The organism is Marinobacter shengliensis (assembly GCF_030297115.1).
GTDB classification, from domain to species: Bacteria; Pseudomonadota; Gammaproteobacteria; order Pseudomonadales; family Oleiphilaceae; genus Marinobacter; species Marinobacter shengliensis.
Genome location: NZ_AP028062.1, coordinates 2449773 through 2469650, shown reverse-complemented (window position 1 = coordinate 2469650; position 19878 = coordinate 2449773). Strand labels below are relative to the sequence as shown.

The window sequence follows — 19878 nt, the reverse complement described above, 5'->3', positions numbered from 1 at the left end:
GGGCCAGGTTCTGAGTCAGCCGAAATCAGGTCATGGTCCTGGAATTGGAGATGGACCGGCTCATCAGAATGATCGGAATGATGCCCGCCAGCACGATGATCAGGGAGGGCAGTGCACTGTGGTACAGCTGCTCATCGGAAGCAAACTGGTACACGTAGGTGGCCAGGGTTTCGTAGTTGAATGGACGCAGTATCAGGGTGGCGGGCAGTTCCTTCATGCAGTCTACAAACACCACCAGGGCCGCTGTCACCAAGGTGCCCCTGAGCATGGGCAGATGCACCTTCACCAGGGTTTTACCGGGTGTGTGACCCAGCGAGCGCGAGGCCATGTCCATGCTGGGTGTGATTTTTTGCAGGGCGCTTTCCACACTGCCAGCGGAAACCGCCAAAAAGCGAACCGTGTAGGCAAACACCAGGGCAAACGCAGTGCCGCTCAGCAGCAGGCCGGTGCTGAAGCCAAAGTAATCCCGCATCAGGCCATCGAACCAGTTGTCGAAACCGGCCAAAGGAATAATGACCCCAACCGCAAGCACCGCGCCGGGCATGGCGTAACCCAGGCTGGAAAGGCGCATCAGCACCTGCATGCCCCGGGTATTGTGCAGCCGGCGGCTGTAGGCGAGGGTAACACCAATCAGCAGGGTGGTCAGCGCTGCGGTACCAGACAGGAACAGGCTGTTAAAGGTGTTGCGAATGAAGTTCGGGTTCCAGCTTTCATCAAAGTATTCCCAGGCGTAGTAGCCAAGGGTGGCGCCCGGAATAATGAACCCGAATACCAGTGGGACGGCGCATACGGCCAGGCAAATCATCTGCCGCGGAAAAGACATGGTAAAGCGGTGGATGGGGTCGCGGTTATCGCGGGCGGCAAATTGTTGCTGGCGCCGGCGAGAGTAGCGTTCCAGTGTCACCAGGATCACCACGAACATAAGCATGGTGGTGGCGATCTGGGCCGCTCCGCCCAGGTTGCCCAGATTCATCCAGGTATCGAACAGGCCCAGGGTGAGGGTTTGTACGGCAAAGAAGTCGACGGTGCCGAAGTCGTTCAGGGTTTCCATCAGTACCAGTGACAAGCCTACCGCGATGGCGGGCCGGGCGATGGGCAATACTACCCGGAAAAACGTACTGATCGCGGAATGGCCAAGGCTGCGGCTGACCGCAAACAGCGACGGCGATTGCTCCATGAAGGCAGCGCGGCCCAATAGGTAAACGTAAGGGTACAGCACCAGGCCGATCATCAGGACCGCCCCTTCCAGGCTGCGAATTTCCGGGAACCAGTAGTCTGCGGCGCTTTGCCAGCCAAACCATTCCCGTAGGGCTTTCTGGACCGGCCCAGCGTAGTCGAGCAGGCTGGTATAAACGTAGGCAATCACGTAGGCCGGCACCGCAAAGGGCAGCAGCAGGGCCCACTCGAAGAATTTTCGCCCCGGGAACTCGCACATGGTGACCGCCCAGGCGGTGGAAAGCCCGATGATCAATGTGAGAATGCCCACGCCAATCATCAGTTTGATGGTGGTTGTGAGGTAGCGGGGCAGGGTGGTTTCCATCAGGTGTGGCCAGATGTTCTCATCAGGGAACAAGGCCAGGTAAAGCACAGAGAAGACCGGTAAAGCGACAATGGCCGTGGTGATCAGGGCACTGATCATCCATCGTTTCGAGGTGCGTTTGGCCAGAAGTGGTTGCGAAAGCCCCGGATTGGCACTGGAAACGACCTCGGTCATGCTTGTCCCGTTATGGAAGTGGTGATGAGAAGAATTGCGATTTTAGATACTGAGGGGGCTCACTGCAATGACGGGGGTCATTTCTGTCTCTGAAACAGACACTAAAAAGGGTACCAACGTGCTGTTGGTACCCTTTCTGATAGGCGCCTGATGTCGGCGCCAATTGGTTAGCCGTCGTAGTCGACGCGATCAATCAGGCGAACGGCTGCGTTGCGGTTGTTGGCGATTTCCTGCAACGACAGGGTGTCCGGGTTCATTTCGCCCCACTCAGCAACCATGCCGGTTGGCTTGACTTCCGGGTTTGCCGGGTACTCAGAGTTGGCCTCGGCGTAGATGCGCTGTGCGCTCGGTGAGGACAGGAACTCGATCAGCTTGATGGCGTTGTCCTTGTTGGGCGCGCTCTGAGTCAGAGAAATACCACTGATGTTCACGTGAGTGCCACGATCGTTAGCGTTCGGGAACACCAGGTTGACCTGCTCGGCGGTCGGGCGCTGGTTTTCGTCCATCAGCATGTTGCCGTAGTAATAGCTGTTACCCAGGGCAAGGTCGCACACGCCTTCGGCAATAGCTCTGATCTGGTCACGATCACCGCCCTGGGGCTTGCGTGCCAGGTTGTCTTTAACGCCCTGGAGCCACTCCTGAGCCTTTTCTTCGCCATGATGGGCGATCATGGAAGACACCAGCGCTACGTTGTACGGGTGCTTGCCGCTACGGGTGCAGATACGACCTTTCCATTTTGCATCGGTCAGGTCTTCGTAGGTGCTGATCTCGCCTTCTTCAACCCGGTCTTTGGAGGTGAAGATCAGGCGGCCACGGGTGGTCAGGGCAAACCACTTGCCGTCCGGGTGACGCAGGTTTTCCGGAATGTTCTTGTTAACGGTGTCGCTGTCTACTTCCGCGACCAGGTTTTTTTCAACCAGCTCGTTGATGCGGGAGATATCGACCGTCATAACCACGTCGGCCGGGCTGTTACGGCCTTCACGTTCCAGACGTTCTGCCAGACCCTGCTTGGCGAAGACAACGTTGGTCTTGATGCCGGTTTCATCGGTAAAGGCATTCAACAGCGGCTCCAGCAGATAAGCCTGGCGGTAGGAATAGATGTTTACTTCGCCATCGGCGGTGGCAGCCATCGGTGTGGCGGTCAGGGCGATGGCAACAGCGGCTGCTAGTTTCATTCGCATAGTGTTTTCCTTCCTTTTGTCTGGCTCACCTGATAGATAAACTCACAGGCAGTTAAAAACGACAACTATTCTCATTGCTATCACGGTTTGAGTCAATAACGCCGGAGGGATATTTGTGTAAAAATGGTGTTATGCTTGATAACACTATAAAAAACAGGCCAAAAGCAGGGTTCCCGGGGTATGGTAGACAACGATCGCAGAGTGCACAGCCGCACCGCTTTGAGTGCGAAAGTTAAGGTGGTACACGAACAGTTTGGTGAATTCGTGTTTTCAACCCGGGATATCTCGGACGGAGGCGTATTCATCGTACTCAACGACGAGCCTTTTGCGCCGCAGTTAGGCGACAAGGTAACCGTGCAGGTGCAGGGTTTGCCGGTGCCGGCACCTACACTCGATATGGTGGTGGTGCGGCAGACCAACGACGGTTTTGGCCTGCAGTTTGACCAGAATGATGAATAGTCCGTGGAATGTCCCCGCCCAATCCCGATAATGGAAGCCTTCGAGTCTGAGTTTTGAAAGGACGGCTTTACTGATGACTTTCGCTTTTTCAGGGCGTTCCGGGTTGGTGGCGGTGTTGTGTTCATTGCTTGTGTTGAACGGCTGCGCCAGTTACTACACACACTATGCGATGTTCCCGGCCGAGACCTCCGCAGGCGAAACCCGCCAGGTGAGGGTGTCCTGGCAAAGTGCCGAATACCCCGGCTGGTGGCTGGCCAGCAACAAGGCGACGCCTATCCGGCTGGAAACCCAGTGCAGCGAAAGGGCGTGGCGTATCACTGACCAGAACCACAGTGACAGCGGCGCCTGTGGCGAGGGTATCAGGGCCTGTGGTGAGCCTGGGAAAGACCGAATCGCAGCCACTGGCCAGCCGGCTACGGGCAAGGATGTGTGTGTAGCGGTTGAGCAGGGAGCGACCCTGCAGGGTGTCGCCGATATAGGGTCGAGTTTCGGCCTGCTGGTGAGCTGCCGGCCGGAATCTGTAGTGGTTAAGCGGGGTGATGACGAGGTAAACATGGATTATCTGCGTCCGTCGCCGGTTGCTTATACCGTTCACGCCAGAAAAGTTCCCAGGGGCACGCTCAGCGCCCGCCTGCCATCGTTCAACGAAAGTGAGTGCAAAGAAGACTGACGAGTGTGGCATTCAGCCTGTGATGCCGTTCACGATGCTACATTTCGTTGCGGTTTGATAACTTGCGTTACTCCTTGTTTCCTTTCTGTGGTGTTTGGATACCAAACTGTAATGGTGTCTTTTAACCAGAGTGGCAAACTGGTTGATATCCAATAATCCAGTTTTCTGAGGTGTGCGGTGGGAGTCCAGCAGAAGAAAATCGCGGTTCATGATCTGGAGGTCGGCATGTTCGTGTCTGACCTGGATCGGCCGTGGCATCAGACCCCGTTCCCCATTCAGGGCTTCTATATCCGCTCCCAGAACGACATTCGGGCGCTGGTTTCCCACTGCAAGTGGGTGATGGTCGATGTGGCTGAGAGCCGGGATTCTGCCGCCCTGAGTAAAGAGACCGGAAAATCCTTCCGTAAGGCGTCCACCAGCCGTACCAACGGCCGGGAGGAGCTGCAACTGGCTCCGTTGAGTATTCGTGAGCCAGTCATCTACCAGACCGCCACCACGCTCAAGAGAGAAGTAAAGGCTTCCCGCCGTTTGCTGGCGGATGCCGAGAAAGCGCTTAAGGAGACATTCGCGACAGCCCAATCTGGCCAGATGCCGGATCTTCGGCCGGCTGCCGAGGTCGCCCGTAAAATGGTGGCAAGTGTTGCCCGCCAGCCGGATGCGCTGTTGTGGCTGAGCCGCACCCGACAGTATGACGATTACATCTATCGCCATGCGATCAATACCGCCGTTTGGGCGTTGGTCTGTGGTCGTCAGCTTGGTCTGAATGAGGGCCTGCTGAACCATCTTGGCACCGGTTGTTTGCTGTCTCAGGTGGGCAAGACCGAGCTGCCGAAAGACCTGCTGATGCGCGAGCATCAACTCGGGCCGGAAGAATACGCGGAGTATCGTAGCTACGTTACCCGGGGCGTGAAACTGCTTGAACACGCCGGCTTGTCACGTGCGGTGATGAGTGTGGTGCAGGGGCATCGGGAACGTCACAACGGTTCCGGTTTCCCGCAGGGGATCCGTGGCGACCGTATTCCGCTGCTGGCCAAGGTGGCTGGCATCGCTGAGTTTTTTGAATCGATGACGGCACCCCGTGATGATCAGCAGCCCTTGACCCCCGCTAAAGCGGTTTCCCTGCTGTACGACATGCGCAATATCGAATTCCAGGAGGACCTGGTTGAGGCCTTTATTCAGGCCATTGGTATCTACCCGACCGGTTCACTGGTGGAGCTGTCCGACGGCCAGCGGGGTGTTGTGGTTTCCCACTCGCCAGAGCGTCGTCTATGGCCCCGGGTGATGGTGATGCAAGGCCCGGATTGCCAGCCCCTGAAAACCGCCAGGATTATTGATCTGGCGAAATTCAACCAATCCCGTCCGGCCTCTGAAGCGGTGACTGTAAGGGACTGCCTGCCCCACGGAACAGAGGGATTGGACCCAGCCCTTTACGATGTTACCGGTGGCGAATTCCGGTGGTCGCTGAACAGTCTGATCAATCGATAACAACCCGCAATTGTTTGCGTACCCAGCGGTAGGTGTTGCCTGGTCTGAAGTTGATCAGCAGCTCCGATTCTCCGCCACTGGGCCCGGCCACAAAGTAGTCTACGTCTGCGTCTTGCCAGCTCCAGGAGTGGACAACGACATCCTGCTCCCGTTTGCTGATTGCCTCCAACTGAGCTAGTTCTGGCTCCCCACCGATCTTGCGGATTGCAACCGTCTTGATTTCGGTGTCGCTGGCGGCATGGTTGGCTTTATGGTCTGCCAGGTAATAGCGGCGCCCGATTTCCCGGGTGATGGCATTCAGCTCCCGGCGTAGATAGGTTCTGGCCCGTTCGTTGTCTGCATCTTCCAGGGTCCGTACGGCCTGGAGAATCCGGTTACGCAGGTTTTCCAGGTCTTCCCGATAGTCGGTATCTGGATCAATGTCGTCGTCGTTTTCCGGCCGTGGCGGTGCGTTGTTGATGTCGTCGTCTGTGGGTGGGGCGGAGCAAAGCTCGTCGTCCTCCGGGTAGAAGCAGATCTGCGCCAGTAGTTGATTGGCGGGTGAGTCTTCTGCGGTGAACTCCGCCTGGTTGACGTTAAAATTCAGGGCGTTGGGCAGGTCCGGGTTGTCCAGGGCGGCGTTTAACTGGTCGACGACTCTTGTGCGTATATCAATGCCTGAGCCTTCAGGTACATTCTCTGTCCAGTTCAGGGCCATCAGAAACCGCGTCATGTTCAGCAGGGTGATGTTGTTGAGCTGCTGTTGTTCGCTGATGGTGTGATCCCGAAGTTCCTCGTCATTCACGCCGGGGGTGTTGAGGGCGTCCCGGGTCTCTGGCAGAAATTCGAGAAAGGTTACGTATTCCCGTGCCGGAACGTCAGAGACAATGGGCAGATTGCCAACATTGAACGACAGGGTTTCGCCGGGATAGTAGCGGAAACGGCCCTGATCGTCCGTTGTACCGGCCTGGCTGGCGGTTTGGTAAACGAGACCACTAACCCCCAGGAAGTGCACACGCCCGGTACTGGTGTCGTCTGAGCCGGAACTGCCACCGCTGTCCAGGCAACCTGCCAGAACAAATGCAGCGGAAAAAGGTAAGAGCAGGCGGGTGAGGTGAACGAATCTCATAGTGTGTCGTACAATCCCTTCGCGTTGGCCTGGCGCATCCGGTGCCGGGTGTCAGGCTTTTTGTAAGTTGTTGTAACAGCATTATAGGGAGGGCGGCAGAGGTATATCGGGAAACCTGTCGCAGTTTCTGCGTTTGCCGGTGGTCTGCCTGGTTGTGCTCACCCCCCTTGATTTTCGTCAGATCGCCACAATCACCTAGCTCTCTACCTATTTGCCGGTTTCGGCACACGTTCCTCTCAGATAACGGTTTGGTTATGACCTACGCATTGGAAATTGAAGGGCTGGTCAAAAGCTACAGCAGTGGCTTTCAGGCGCTTAAGGGGATTGATCTTCGGGTACAGGAAGGCGATTTTTTCGCACTTCTGGGCCCGAATGGTGCTGGAAAATCCACCACCCTGGGCATTGTGTCTTCGTTGGTGAACAAATCCGGTGGGCGGGTGAAGGTGTTCGGCCATGACATCGATACCGAACTGTCCGCCGCGAAGCTGAACCTTGGAGTGGTGCCACAGGAGTTCAATTTCAACCAGTTTGAAAAGGTCTTCGACATAGTCACCACCCAGGCCGGTTACTACGGCATTCCACTCAAGCAGGCCAGGATCTCGGCGGAGAAGTACCTCCGGAAACTGGGCTTGTGGGACAAGCGCGACACCCCGTCGCGGATGCTGTCTGGCGGTATGAAGCGGCGGCTGATGATTGCCCGTGCGCTGGTGCATGAACCACGCCTGCTGATTCTCGATGAGCCCACCGCCGGCGTTGATATCGAACTGCGCCGTTCTATGTGGCAGTTCCTGGAAGAAATGAACCGCCAGGGCACCACGATCATTCTGACCACTCATTATCTTGAAGAAGCCGAGGCGCTTTGCCGCAATATTGCGATCATTGACCACGGGGAGATTATCCGGCACACCAGCAAGCGCGAGCTGCTTAAACAGCTGAGTGTGGAAACATTCGTGCTGGATCTCGAGCAGCCCGTTGATGCCGCCCCGGAGCTCGAAGGCTTTCATTGCGAACTCAACGACGACGGGGCACTGGAGGCCGAGGTGGCCAAAGGGCAGGGCCTGAACGCCCTCTTTGTTGAGCTGGAAAAGCAGGGCATCAAGGCAATCAGCATGCGCACCAAAGCCAACCGGCTGGAAGAGCTGTTCGTGCGCATGGTGGAAGATAACGCCCGTGAGACCAACCGGCAGGCGGAGGTGACGGCGTGACCTTGCATGCTTTGTGGACCGCATTCTGTACCATTGTACTTCGAGAGATTCGCCGGTTTACCCGGATATGGCCCCAGACTCTGTTGCCGCCTGCGGTCACCATGACGCTGTATTTTATTATCTTCGGCAACCTGATCGGCTCGCGCATTGGTGAAATGGGTGGGTTTGACTATATGCAGTTCATTGTGCCGGGGCTGATCATGATGGCGGTGATCACCAACTCCTACGCCAACGTGGTGTCATCGTTTTTTTCCATGAAGTTTCAGCGCAGCATTGAGGAGCTTCTGGTGTCGCCGGTTCCCAACTGGACTATCCTGGCCGGTTACGTGGCGGGCGGTATGGCCCGGGGGCTGAGTATTGGCCTGGTGGTTACCTTGCTGTCTCTTGTCTTCACCCGGTTATCGATTCACAGCCTGCCCATGGTGGTGGTGACGGTATTCCTGACATCGGCGTTGTTTTCCCTGGGTGGCTTTATCAATGCCATGCTGGCAACCAAGTTTGATGATATTTCCATTGTGCCCACGTTTGTGCTGACACCACTGACATACCTTGGTGGGGTGTTCTACAGCATCGATATGTTGCCGGGGTTCTGGCAGGGCGTGTCGATGGCCAACCCTATACTCTATATGGTGAATGGTTTCCGCTTCGGCATACTGGGTGTTTCAGACGTTAATCCGTTTGTCTCCCTTGGTATGATTCTGGTTTTCATTGTCCTTTTGGCGACCATTGCACTGCGTATGCTTGCCCGGGGCAAGGGTATCCGCCACTGACAGGTTTCAGGAAAAACTATGGCTTTGCACAATGCGCCGCTGGGTAAGTCCAGCGACTATCCGGATCAGTACGATCCGTCCCTGTTGTTCCCGGTTGCCCGTGAGGAAAACCGCCGCCGTATCGGGCTGGAGGATGGCCGCTGGCCATGGTTTGGTGAGGACCTCTGGCAGGCGTGGGAGATATCCTGGTTGCGCCCGGGCGGCGTGCCAGCGGTTGCCTGGGGGGAGATCCGTTTTCCGGCGGCGTCGCCGTCGATTATCGAAAGCAAATCCCTGAAGCTCTACCTGAATTCCCTGAACCAGGCGGTGTTCTCATCGGCGGATCAGGTTGCCGAGACCATTACCGCAGACCTGTCCAGTGCCTGTGGTGCCGCCGTGACTGTGCGGCTGTTCAGTGTCGACGAATCCGCGCCTGCGGAAGGTCGGCCGCAGGGCTATGAGCTGATTGATGACGAGCCGGTAGACGATGTGGTTTACGAATACTCTGCAGATTCACTCAGCGCTGGCGAGGAAGTGGTCAGCGAACAGCTGTGTTCCCACCTGCTGAAAAGCAATTGCCCGGTCACTGGTCAGCCTGACTGGGCCAGCGTGTTCGTTCGTTATACCGGCCCGAAGATAGACCGTGCGGGTTTGCTGCGTTACGTGGTCAGTTTCCGCCAGAAGCAGGATTTCCATGAGCACTGTGTGGAAACCGTGTTTACGGATTTGATGGCCCGGTGCCAGCCAACGGAATTGATGGTTTGTGCCCGGTACACGCGGCGTGGAGGGCTGGATATCAACCCGTGGCGCAGTACCCGTGCAGAGGGTGATGCCGGACCGAGGTTGGTCCGGCAGTAGTTAGTCGGCGTCGTCTTCCAGGGCGGCGAGTACGTCTCTGCGTTCCCTTTCGGTGATCTTGTCGGAGTCCAGGTACATGGCAAAGCCGCTGTGTTCATGCTCGAGGAAGCTACGGTTCGGGCCCATATCCCGGCGGAAGTCCACCACTTCGTAAATGGGCACCGGCTTGCCGAAGCCCTTCACGGTGATCTCGCCTTTGTCCCGGCACATGATGCGATCTTTGATCAGAGAGAAGGTCTCGTAGGACACCAGAATCTCGCCAGGTTCTGCGAGGCTTTCCAGCCGGCTGGCCAGGTTCACCTCCTTGCCGATAATGGTGTAGTCCATCCGGTTTTCGGCGCCGAAGTTGCCCACCGTGGTGTATCCGGTGCTGATACCCATACGGATCTCAAGCGGGGTTTTGATACCCTGGCTTCGCCATTTCTGGCGCATGATCTTCATATGCTTGCGCATATCGATAGCCATCGACACACAGGCGAAAGCATCTTCTCGCTGGCCGCGGCTGGTCGGGTCGCCAAAGAAGATCATGATGGAATCGCCAACGAATTTATCGATGGTGCCGCCGTATCGGAGAGCGACTTCTGACATTTCATTGAAGTAGTGATTGAGCAGTTCGGTCAGGGCTTCGGGTTCCATTTCTTCAGACAGTTCGGTGAAGCCCTTGATGTCGGAGAAGAACACGGCCAGTTTTTTGCGCTGGGTTTCCAGGCGAACGTCACGCTCGCCGGTAAAAATGGATTGCCAGACCTGCGGGGACAGGTATTTGGATAGCTTGTGGGAGAGTGCGATGGACTGTTCGCGCTGGTTCTGGATCTGGGTTTTTGCCAGCAGTAGCGTGCGGGCCTGCTGGTGGGAGTAGTAGGCGGTTACGCAGATATAGACGCCGGTAGAGGCCAGGGCCAGGATGCTGGTCAGCAGTGGCGATTGCAGGCTGTCGGCAACGCCAAAGGTAGCTGCAGACGCCGCAAGTGAGGCGAGCATGAGTACGGTGCCGAACAGCCACTGGCGGATACCGCCCACAATCAGGCAACTGAACATCAGCATTAACAATATGGACACCGAGGGAATGGCAATCAGGCCGATAAGTCCGATGAAGGTGCCACCAATAACGCAGTCGAGAAACAGCATCTTCTGCCGGATTCGTGGTGAGCGGCGAAGAAACGTACGCCTGGTCAGCAAATGGGCGATGTGCGGCCAGGTAAGTGCGCCGGCCACAAACCACAGCAACCATTGCTGAAACACGCCCTGGAGGATTCCGGCGACAATAATCGCGGCCGTTGCGGTGTAGGCGATGATTCGGCCGTTATAATCCGGCATGGGCGGAATGGCCACGGTGTGGTCGTGGATGTCCGCGGAAGCGAGTTTACCCGCGCTGCTGGCGACATTGCGCAAATCGGCCTGTGCGCTCATCATGTCAGAACCGAGTCTTCCCGGTGGCAGGAATACAGGGCCCTGCAGTTGCGAAAAGCTTGTTGGTCACTCATTGTATGCCGCCGAACACGTTATCGTTGTTGGTGGTTATTTTTCTATGTGTAGTTACTACTAAAGGTTAACAGTATTACGTATAACCCACAATTCGCTGAGGCATCTTTGCCCTTAGGGCAACAGATACAGCCATCTTGACTGTGAGCCAGTATGACGTCTGTAACCCGATTTTTACTCAAAAGAGCATCCGAACCCCGATTAGAAGACCCGGCACCGCCGCGGAGTATAGTTGATGTGGCCCTTCAGTGTGCCGCCAGGGCACCGGACCATGCCTTACTGAGGCCATGGCGCTATCTTGTGGTGGAAGGGGATGCCCGGCAGGCCCTGGGAGACCTGTTCGCCAAGGCATGTCCTGATAGCGCCAGTGAGCAGGAAATCGAGAAAGCCCGGCGGGCGCCGCTGCGGGCACCGATGGTGATCGTAGGAATCGCAACGCCCAAATCCCACCCGAAAGTGCCGGAGGTCGAACAGCTTATGTCTGCCGCATCGGGCATGAGCTTTCTCGGCCTTGCCCTGCAGGATGCTGGTTTTGGCGTGATGTGGCGCACCGGGGGTGTGGCCTACCATCCCGATGTGCTTGAAGGTTTGGGTTTAGAGCCCGGGGAAACGGTCGTCGGCTTCCTGTATGCCGGTACGGTGTCGGTTGAGAAACCTTCAGTGCCACGCCCGGCTACCGGGGATTTTGTAAAGGTCTGGCGTGGGCCCGGGCGCCAGGAAAGTTGGTGAGCTTCCCGCTGATGTTTTGATAGCGGCAATCCGTTTAACCGCCAAGGGAAATGGTTTGCCGCCTTTGCTCTGAACCCTTCTCCGTTGCCGCTCAAAATCTGATCGCATCCCTCTAGAAGCCCTGGCGCCCAAGCACTCTTGAAAACTGGCACCACCTTTGCTTTGACTCTTCCAGAACGCAAATCCGGCAAGCCGCCGTTCAAGCGGTGCCGGTGCAGAATTCCGGAGGCAGTCATGGCAATTACATTTGATAAGGCATTGGGTATTCACGAGCACGCACTTCAGGCCCGGGTGCAGCGTGCGGAAGTACTCGCCAACAACCTGGCCAATGCCGATACCCCGGGCTACAAGGCACGGGATATCGATTTCAGGGCGATGATGCAGAAAGCCCAGGAGTCGGTCAGTGGTCTGCAAATGGCGACCACTCACCATGGCCACATGGACACCTCCAGCCCCGGCAGTGACGGCGAGTTGCTTTACCGCAATCCGCACCAGCCGTCTGTCGATGGTAATACCGTGGATGCCCAGGAAGAGCAGAGCCGCTTCATGCGCAATGCCATGGACTACCAGGCCAGCTTCCAGTTTCTGAGCAGCAAGTTTTCCGGATTGACCAAAGCCCTGAAGGGTGAGTAAGCCGCAGTCATTTACGATTTGAGGAGATTGCCATGTCACTGGGCAACATTTTTGACATCGCCGGTTCCGGCATGACCGCACAATCCCTGCGGCTGAATACCACGGCTTCCAACATTGCGAACGCCGAGACTGCCAGTTCCAGCACCGAGAATGCCTACAGGGCACGCAAACCAGTCTTCGCCGCTATTCAGCAGGCCATGCTGAACCCGGATCAAAAGCAGGGCTTCGGCACCAGCCTGGACGACGGCCCCGGTGCCGGTGTACGGGTTGAGGGAATCCTGGAGAGCGATGCAGAGTTGCAGATGCGCTACGAGCCCAACCATCCCGCTGCCAATGAAGACGGTTACGTGTTCTACCCGAATGTGAATGTGGTTGAGGAAATGGCAGACATGATGTCTTCCTCCCGCAGCTTCCAGATGAATGTGGACGTCATGAACACTGCCAAGTCCATGATGCAACGAATCCTGACGCTGGGTCAGCAGTAAATAGTGAGGAGTGAGTCATGAGTGCAGTGAATTCCGCATCGGCCTCAGACGTACTGAGCCAGTATCAGATCAAGCAGGACGACAAAGCCCGTGGCGGCAGCGAACTTGGCAAAGATGCTTTCATGGAGCTGATGCTTGCCCAGTTGAAGAACCAGAACCCGCTTGACCCTCAGGACAACGGTGATTTCATCGCTCAGCTGGCGCAGTTCAGCTCTCTGGAAGAAATGCAGAACCTGTCGAGTACCGTTGAGGATGTGGCCGGACAGTTCCGTTCCAGCCAGGCGCTGCAGGCGTCTGCAATGGTTGGCAAGACCGTTCTTGCTCCTTCCAATGTGGGAATTTTGGGTAATGATGGCGAGATTACCGGAACCATCGAAGTGCCAGCATCTACCGGTGGGCTGCGCTTGTCGGTAATGAACCAGAGTGGTGAGCTGGTTCGCCAGATTGATATGGGCAGTAGCCAGGCCGGTGTGGTGTCGTTCCGTTGGGATGGCGAGGACGGCAACGGCAATCCTTTGCCGCCTGGACCGTACCAGATTGTCGCGCAGGGCTCTTATCCGTCCGGTCCTGAACAGCTCGGCACCATGGTTAGCGCCAATGTGGACAGTGTGTCCCTGGGTAAGGGCGGTTCCATTACCCTCAATCTTGCCGGTATGGGTTCCATTGCCCTGTCCGACGTCAAACAAATTAACTGATCCGGTGTCAGACCAGGAGGTATAAGTCATGGCATTTAACACAGGTTTGAGCGGCCTTCGGGCAGCTTCGGTCGATCTGGATGTCACCGGCAACAACATTGCCAACGCCAGCACGGTGGGCTTCAAAGGCAGCAAGGTACAGTTCGGTGATTTGTACGCCAGCGGCTTTCTGAGTGGCGGCACTAACCCGATCGGTGATGGTGTGCGCGTTCAGGACGTCAAGCAGTCCTTTGGCCAGGGCAACATCAGCTTTACCGATAATGGCCTGGACATGGCCATCAGTGGTGATGGTTTCTTTATCCTGAATAACAATGGCGAGATTCGCTACTCTCGGGCTGGCCAGTTTGGAATCGATAAAGACGGTTTTGTGACCAATAACCAGAACATGCGGGTTCAGGGTTTTACTGCAGATAACGACGGCAACCTGTCCGGTATTCGGGGTGATCTGCAGATTGAAACGGATAACCTGGCGCCACGCCGTACCACCAATTTGCGATCCGATCTGAACCTGGACTCCCGGCAATCTGTGCTGGAAAGCCGGGTGGTGGACTTCCAAACGGTTTCCATGGGTGATCTGACCGTAGACGATGTGTTCCGTATCGCCTATTCAGATGGCACCAATTCGCCCGACATCACCATCTCTGCCGGTTCCACCGCGAGAGACGCTGCGGGCATCATCAATCAGCAGCGCGGGTTGTCGGCCTCTGCCACCACGGCGGTCACCCTTGGTCAGGAATTCTCGATTACTGATCTGGAAGATGCATTAGCGGCCGGCGATACTGAATTCCGGATAGAGCTGGATGGCCAGAATGTGCCTATCTCACTCAGCGGAGTCAGTTCATTGCAGGGGCTGGTAGACGCCATCAACGCCTCTAGCGCCACAAGCCTGTCTGCCTCCCTGGTTGATGGTGGAAGCGATATCCGGATTATTGATAACCGTGGTTCTAATGTGGGTATCAGTTTCGCCAGCACCGATGCCGGGGTAAACCAGGCGCTTGAGGTATTCCAGGGCGATGTGAATATTCAGTCTGATCGCACGGTTCAGGATATTCTTCCGGCTGGCGCGAGCAGCGAGATTGCCGATGCCTTCGCCGGTGGCGACCTGCGGATTACCAATTCCTTCAATCCCCTGGATCAGAGAACCTACAACCACGCCACCTCAACCACCATCTTTGACAGCCTGGGTAATTCCCACGAATTGACCCAGTTCTTCGTCAAGAATCCTTCGCCTGGTAACGGCGTGGGTGTCAGTGAGTGGTCGGTTTATTTGCAGATTGATGGTGAGCTGGTGGCCGGTACAGACACCTCTCCGTACACGGCACGCTTCAACGAAGATGGCACGTTGCAGTCTATCAACGGTGATCCGAACGGCGAGATTGTGGTTACCGACTGGATTCCGAAAGACCCGAACGGTGAACCGAATGGCGCAGATGGCCCACCACTGCCGGGTGAAGAGGTTGTTACACCGATTCCCGAGCCGCCTACAACCTCAGCCTTCGTGGTGGACCTTGGGAATACCACCCAGTACGGCGCCAATTTCGGTGTCAACGACCAGCGCCAGAACGGCTACAGCACCGGCCGTTTGTCTGGCCTGGACGTGTCTGACCAGGGTGTGATCTTTGCCCGATATACCAACGGGCAATCCAAATCATTGGGGCAGGTGGCGTTGGCATCGTTCAACAACACCAATGGGCTGTCACCGGTGGGTGAGACCACCTGGGTGGAAACCTTTGAGTCTGGCCAGCCGATTATCGGCGCACCGGATACCGGTACCCTGGGTTCCATTAAGGCAAGCTCGGTGGAAGAGTCCAATGTGGACCTCTCCGCAGAGCTGGTGAATCTGATCATTGCCCAGCGCAATTACCAGGCTAACGCCAAGACCATTGAAACCTCCGATGCGGTCACCCAGACCATCATCAACCTCCGGTAACGCCCTCCCATAAACATGGCATGACTCCTGCAGGATGACTGGAAACAGTCAAAATTCCGGCAGGAGTTTGCCCATGGACAAAGCCCTTTATATTGGAATGTCTGGCGCCAAGCAGAACATGCTGGCCCAGCGTGCCCATGCCAATAACCTGGCAAACGTGAACACCACCGGTTTCAAAAAGGATTTTGCCCAGGCCCGCAGTATGCCTGTCTTTGGTGAACACCACCCCACCCGCGCCTACGCCATGACCGAGCGCCCCGGCACCGATCTCTCTGCCGGCGCCCTGATGGACACCGGTCGCAAGCTGGACGTTGCCGTAGAGGGCGATGGCTGGCTGGCAGTGCAGAACGATCTGGGTGAAGAGGTGTTTACCCGCAGCGGCAGCCTCCAGGTGGATGTAAACGGCCTGGTTCGCCTCGCCAGCGGTGAGCTGGTGCTGGGCAATGGTGGCCCCGTGGCCCTGCCGCCCTTTGACAACCTGCAGGTGGGGGCAGATGGCACCATCTCTATTGTGCCCGTGGGTGGCCCGCCGGATCAGCTGGTTGAAGTGGACCGCCTGAAACTGGTGAACCCGCCCGGCAATGCCCTCGAGAAGGGGCTGGATGGATTCATCCGCCGTAAGCCGGACCAGGCCCTCGATGGCCCGGAGCCGCCGGATGCCGCTATGCGCGTCGCCACTGGTTTTCTGGAAAGTTCGAACGTTAATGCTGTGGAAGAAATGATTGCCAACCTGCAGTTATCCCGTCAGTACGAGATGCAGGTGAAGGTCATGTCGACTGCTAACGAGAATTCCGAGGCTGCGGCACGACTGTTGCAGAACCTTTGATAACACTGAGATCAGATCATCCACTGGCCACAAGCGGCAAAGAATCGCCGCTGCAGCCGGCGGGTAAGGAGTAGAGCAATGCATCCAGCACTTTGGGTCAGCAAAACCGGGTTGAGCGCACAGGACACCAACATGTCCACCATCTCAAACAACCTGGCAAACGTGAACACCACGGGCTTCAAGCGTGACCGGGCGGTATTCCAGGATCTCCTGTACCAGATCAACCGGCAGCCGGGCGGTCTGAGCACTGAGAACACCGAGCTTCCGTCTGGCCTGCAACTGGGTACCGGGGTGAGGGTGGTTGGCACTGCCAAGCAGTTCAGCCAGGGCAACCTGCAGATTACCGATCAGCCGCTGGACCTGGCCGTGAATGGCCGTGGCTTCTTCCAGATTGAGCTGCCGGATGGCCAGATTGCCTATACCCGGGATGGTCAGTTCCAGTTGAATGCCGACGGTGATGTGGTAACGCCGGATGGCTACCCGCTGGAACCCAACATCAACGTGCCGGAAGACGCGACCAACATCACGATTGGTAAGGATGGCACCGTCACTGTGGTGACCGATGACCAGGCTGCGCCAATCAACCTTGGCCAGATCACCCTGGTGGACTTCATCAACCCTCAGGGCTTGCAGGCCATCGGCAACAACCTGTTCAAGGAAACCAACGCCAGTGGCGATCCGGCAGAGGGTGAGCCTGGCCTGGCCGGTCTGGGAAATATCGAGCAGGGCACCATTGAGTCATCCAACGTCGAAGTGGTGGAAGAACTGGTCAATATGATCACCACCCAACGGGCCTATGAGATGAACTCCAAGGTGGTCTCGACCACCGATCAGATGCTCCAGTTCATTACCAATAACATCGGGTAAGTTATGAACATCATTCATCACACCTTCAAGAAAGAACGGTTCGCCACCCTGGCACTGGTGGGTGTGCTGATTGTTCTGCAGGGCTGCACCGCCATGAGTCGCCCACGGGCACTGCCAGACGACCCGGCATACGCACCGGTGCGCGCCCAGGCCATGATGCAGCGTGACCCGGACTCCGGCGCCATTTTCCAGCCGGCCCGTAACTACAACCTGTACGGCGATACCAAGGCCCTGAACATCGGTGATGTGTTGACTGTGACCCTGCAGGAATCAACCCGTGCCAGCAAGAGCGCCGAAACCAGTATCACCAAAGACCAGGAGCTGAACATTCCGGAGCCGAGCATCTTTGGTAAGGCCAACATTGGCCTGAATGCCAGGGCGAACTTTGAGCGGGACTTCAACGGTTCTGCAGAGGCGGACCAGAGCAACAGCCTGGCCGGCAGCATCACCGTCACCGTCACGGAAGTTCTGCCCAACGGTGTCCTGCGCGTTCGTGGTGAAAAGTGGCTGTCGCTGACCAACGGCGACGAGTACATACGCCTGACCGGTATGGTGCGGCCGCAGGATATCAAGCCGGATAATACCGTGGCCTCCAACCGGGTAGCGGATGCCCGCTTTGCCTATGGCGGCACCGGTGATTTCGACCAGGCTAACCAGATGGGCTGGCTGGCGCGGTTCTTCAACAGTGAGTGGTGGCCGCTATGATGCGCAGAATGATTGCCGTGTTCGCGTTGCTGGCAGTGTGTGCCTCGCCGGTGATGGCTGACCGCCTGAAGGATCTGGCCAAGGTAAAAGGTGTTCGTAACAACCAGCTGATCGGTTACGGCCTGGTGGTGGGCCTGGACGGTACCGGCGATAAAGCGCCGTTCACCAACCAGACCTTCCGCAACATGATGAATCAGTTCGGCATCACGCTGCCGGATGGCGTTAACCCGAACCTGCAAAATGTCGCCGCGGTCACCGTGAGTGCCACACTGCCTCCATTCGCCAAGTCCGGCCAGGAGCTGGATATTACGGTATCTTCCATTGGTAACGCAGACAGCCTGCGGGGCGGCACACTTCTGATGACACCGCTCAAAGGCGCTGACGGCCAAGTCTATGCCATGGCCCAGGGCAGTCTTGTGGTAGGCGGTTTCGGCGCCCAGGGGCAGGACGGTTCCCGGATTACCGTGAACGTGCCCAGTGTAGGCCGGATTCCCAACGGTGCCACCATCGAGCGGGAAGTCGAGTCTCCGTTTACCCGGGGTGACACCATCACCTTCAACCTGATGCGGGCCGACTTCACCACCGCTCGGCGGGTAGTGGAAGCCATTAACGATACGCTGGGGCCGGATATGGCCTATGCCCACGATGCGACAGCCATTTCCGTGCGGGCTCCCCGCGACCCATCCCAGCGGGTCAGCTTCCTGTCGATTCTTGAGAACATCGAAGTGGAGCCGGCTGAAGAAGCCGCCAGGGTGGTGATCAACAGCCGAACCGGCACCATAGTGGTTGGCCAGAACGTTCGGGTCAGCCCGGCGGCGGTCACCCACGGCAACCTGACGGTGACCATTCAGGAAAACCCGGAGGTGGTGCAGCCCAATCCGTTTGCCCAGGGTGACACTGCGTTGCAGCAAAACACCCAGATAGCAGTGACTGAAGACCCGGCGAGAATGTTCCAGTTTGGCCCGGCGACCACCCTTAACGAGATCGTTCAGGCCGTTAACCAGGTGGGAGCAGCACCCGGGGATGTCATGGCGGTGCTTGAAGCTCTGAAAACGGCCGGCGCTCTGCGTGCCGAGCTGATCGTGATCTAGGTGTAGCCATGCAGGACTATCGCGTAAAACAGGCCGAGATCTATACCGACTTCAGTGGGCTGAATGCCCTGAAGGCCCAGGCGAGATCGGATAAACAGGCAGCCCTTGAGCAGGTGGCGCGCCAGTTTGAAAGTCTGTTTCTGGCGGAGATGCTGAAATCCATGCGTAAGGCCGGGGAGGCCTTTGCCGAGGGTAATTACCTCAACAGCAACGAGTCAGAGTTCTACCGGGACATGTTCGACAGCCAGGTCAGTTTGAGCATGTCTGGCGGCAGTGGAACAGGTCTTGCGGAGGCGCTGGTCAGGCAGCTGAGCCGCGATGTACCCGGCATGGCCAGTAATGGCGAGCGGCTGGCGGGGCACAAGGCCACCCTGGCGGACTATGACCGCAGTGTGCCGGCGATATCCCGCAACTTGCCGGAGCAGCTGAAGGCCATCGATGAAATGACTCAGGCGGCCGAACAGAAGCAGCCAGAGCAAACCGCGACGGCGGCAGAGTTACCATTGACCTTTGAATCACCGGAGCACTTCGTGGCCGAGTTGATGCCATTTGCCGAGCGCATCGGTAAAGAAAGCGGCATCGACCCCAGGTTGATGGTGGCCCAGGCGGCACTCGAAACCGGCTGGGGGCGCCACATGATCAAAGGGGATGGCGACCAGCCCAGTTTCAACCTGTTCGGTATCAAGGCCGATACCCGCTGGGGTGGTGACGCCGTGACCATTACCACCACCGAGTTTCGTGGGGGAGTACCCATGAAGGAGCGCGCCGATTTCCGGGCCTACCCGGATTACGAGGCGAGCTTCAGGGATTACGTGGATTTCCTTAACAGCAACCCCCGGTACCGGGATGTGCTGTCGTCAGCCGATCAGCCTGAAGTCTTTGCAGACAAACTTCAGGAAGCCGGCTATGCAACTGATCCGGAGTATGGTTCCAAGATTCGCCGGATTATGAACAGGGATTCTCTGATGACGCTGTCCATGAACAGCGACGTGCCGAGGGAGTAAAG

General features: G+C 57.2%; 20 protein-coding genes. 16 read left to right on the top strand and 4 right to left on the bottom strand.

All coding sequences use genetic code 11. The features are described 5' to 3' along the window. Positions 1-25: 25 nt before the first annotated feature. Together QUE75_RS11325 and QUE75_RS11320 are read right to left on the bottom strand one after the other, a co-directional pair. The gene (locus QUE75_RS11325; protein WP_061332109.1) at positions 26-1714 is read right to left on the bottom strand and encodes an ABC transporter permease; all 1689 of its coding nucleotides are present in this window, start codon (positions 1712-1714) and stop codon (positions 26-28) included. 167 nt (positions 1715-1881) lie between these two features. Continuing rightward, a complete protein-coding gene (locus QUE75_RS11320) occupies positions 1882-2895 on the bottom strand; it encodes a Fe(3+) ABC transporter substrate-binding protein (RefSeq protein WP_138437558.1) in 1014 nt (337 codons plus the stop codon). Between the two features lie 180 nt (positions 2896-3075). Here QUE75_RS11320 and QUE75_RS11315 point away from each other — a divergent pair, with 180 nt between their 5' ends. From QUE75_RS11315 to QUE75_RS11305, 3 genes are all read left to right on the top strand, one after another. Next, positions 3076-3354, top strand: coding sequence for a PilZ domain-containing protein (locus tag QUE75_RS11315; protein ID WP_058091120.1), 279 nt, complete (start codon positions 3076-3078; stop codon positions 3352-3354). 73 nt (positions 3355-3427) lie between these two features. Further along, complete coding sequence (locus QUE75_RS11310; RefSeq protein WP_286250161.1) at positions 3428-4024, top strand: hypothetical protein; 597 nt, start codon at positions 3428-3430, stop codon at positions 4022-4024. Positions 4025-4249: 225 nt separating this feature from the next. Then, the gene (locus QUE75_RS11305; protein ID WP_230714199.1) at positions 4250-5509 is read left to right on the top strand and encodes an HD-GYP domain-containing protein; all 1260 of its coding nucleotides are present in this window, start codon (positions 4250-4252) and stop codon (positions 5507-5509) included. Here the strand turns inward: QUE75_RS11305 and QUE75_RS11300 are convergent. Then, entirely contained in the window at positions 5499-6617 is a 1119-nt protein-coding gene (locus QUE75_RS11300; RefSeq protein ID WP_286250158.1) for an organic solvent ABC transporter permease, read from the bottom strand. The two genes, QUE75_RS11305 and QUE75_RS11300, sit on opposite strands and share 11 nt — an antisense overlap. Before the next feature lie 254 nt (positions 6618-6871). Here QUE75_RS11300 and QUE75_RS11295 point away from each other — a divergent pair, with 254 nt between their 5' ends. From QUE75_RS11295 to queF, 3 genes are read left to right on the top strand one after another with little or no spacing between them, the layout of a single operon-like run. Then, a complete protein-coding gene (locus QUE75_RS11295; RefSeq protein WP_286250157.1) occupies positions 6872-7822 on the top strand; it encodes an ABC transporter ATP-binding protein in 951 nt (316 codons plus the stop codon). Then, positions 7819-8592, top strand: a complete 774-nt coding sequence (locus QUE75_RS11290; RefSeq protein WP_286250154.1) for an ABC transporter permease — start codon at positions 7819-7821, stop codon at positions 8590-8592. The genes QUE75_RS11295 and QUE75_RS11290 overlap by 4 nt, the downstream gene beginning before the upstream one ends. An 18-nt stretch (positions 8593-8610) precedes the next feature. Beyond that, positions 8611-9429 (top strand): NADPH-dependent 7-cyano-7-deazaguanine reductase QueF, encoded by an 819-nt coding sequence (gene queF, locus QUE75_RS11285; protein WP_061332125.1) that lies wholly within the window; start codon positions 8611-8613, stop codon positions 9427-9429. Here queF and QUE75_RS11280 read toward each other — a convergent pair whose 3' ends face one another. Then, positions 9430-10842, bottom strand: a complete 1413-nt coding sequence (locus tag QUE75_RS11280) for an adenylate/guanylate cyclase domain-containing protein (protein WP_286250151.1) — start codon at positions 10840-10842, stop codon at positions 9430-9432. 222 nt (positions 10843-11064) lie between these two features. On the opposite strand from QUE75_RS11280, the gene QUE75_RS11275 reads away from it, so the two are divergent. The 10 genes from QUE75_RS11275 (at position 11065) to flgJ (ending at position 19876) form a co-directional block, all read left to right on the top strand. Continuing rightward, positions 11065-11640, top strand: a complete 576-nt coding sequence (locus QUE75_RS11275) for a nitroreductase family protein (protein ID WP_286250149.1) — start codon at positions 11065-11067, stop codon at positions 11638-11640. 234 nt (positions 11641-11874) lie between these two features. Then, positions 11875-12273: a flagellar basal body rod protein FlgB gene (gene flgB / locus QUE75_RS11270; protein ID WP_286250146.1), complete on the top strand. Its 399-nt coding sequence runs from the start codon at positions 11875-11877 to the stop codon at positions 12271-12273. Between the two features lie 32 nt (positions 12274-12305). Beyond that, positions 12306-12758, top strand: coding sequence for a flagellar basal body rod protein FlgC (gene flgC, locus QUE75_RS11265; RefSeq protein WP_286250144.1), 453 nt, complete (start codon positions 12306-12308; stop codon positions 12756-12758). Between the two features lie 17 nt (positions 12759-12775). Continuing rightward, the gene (locus tag QUE75_RS11260; protein WP_058091109.1) at positions 12776-13453 is read left to right on the top strand and encodes a flagellar hook assembly protein FlgD; all 678 of its coding nucleotides are present in this window, start codon (positions 12776-12778) and stop codon (positions 13451-13453) included. A 28-nt stretch (positions 13454-13481) separates the two neighbouring features. After that, on the top strand, positions 13482-15383 hold the full coding sequence (locus QUE75_RS11255; protein WP_286250142.1) for a flagellar hook protein FlgE: 1902 nt from the start codon (positions 13482-13484) through the stop codon (positions 15381-15383). Positions 15384-15456: 73 nt separating this feature from the next. Continuing rightward, complete coding sequence (locus tag QUE75_RS11250; protein WP_058091107.1) at positions 15457-16209, top strand: flagellar basal body rod protein FlgF; 753 nt, start codon at positions 15457-15459, stop codon at positions 16207-16209. Positions 16210-16287: 78 nt separating this feature from the next. After that, a complete protein-coding gene (gene flgG, locus QUE75_RS11245) occupies positions 16288-17076 on the top strand; it encodes a flagellar basal-body rod protein FlgG (RefSeq protein ID WP_058091106.1) in 789 nt (262 codons plus the stop codon). A 3-nt stretch (positions 17077-17079) separates the two neighbouring features. Beyond that, on the top strand, positions 17080-17781 hold the full coding sequence (gene flgH / locus QUE75_RS11240) for a flagellar basal body L-ring protein FlgH (RefSeq protein WP_061332135.1): 702 nt from the start codon (positions 17080-17082) through the stop codon (positions 17779-17781). After that, positions 17778-18872 (top strand): flagellar basal body P-ring protein FlgI, encoded by a 1095-nt coding sequence (locus tag QUE75_RS11235; protein WP_106695899.1) that lies wholly within the window; start codon positions 17778-17780, stop codon positions 18870-18872. The genes flgH and QUE75_RS11235 overlap by 4 nt, the downstream gene beginning before the upstream one ends. A gap of 8 nt (positions 18873-18880) precedes the next feature. Next, positions 18881-19876 carry a flagellar assembly peptidoglycan hydrolase FlgJ gene (gene flgJ / locus QUE75_RS11230; protein ID WP_106695898.1) on the top strand — a complete coding sequence of 332 codons (996 nt, stop codon included), beginning with the start codon at positions 18881-18883 and terminating at the stop codon, positions 19874-19876. Positions 19877-19878: the final 2 nt, after the last annotated feature.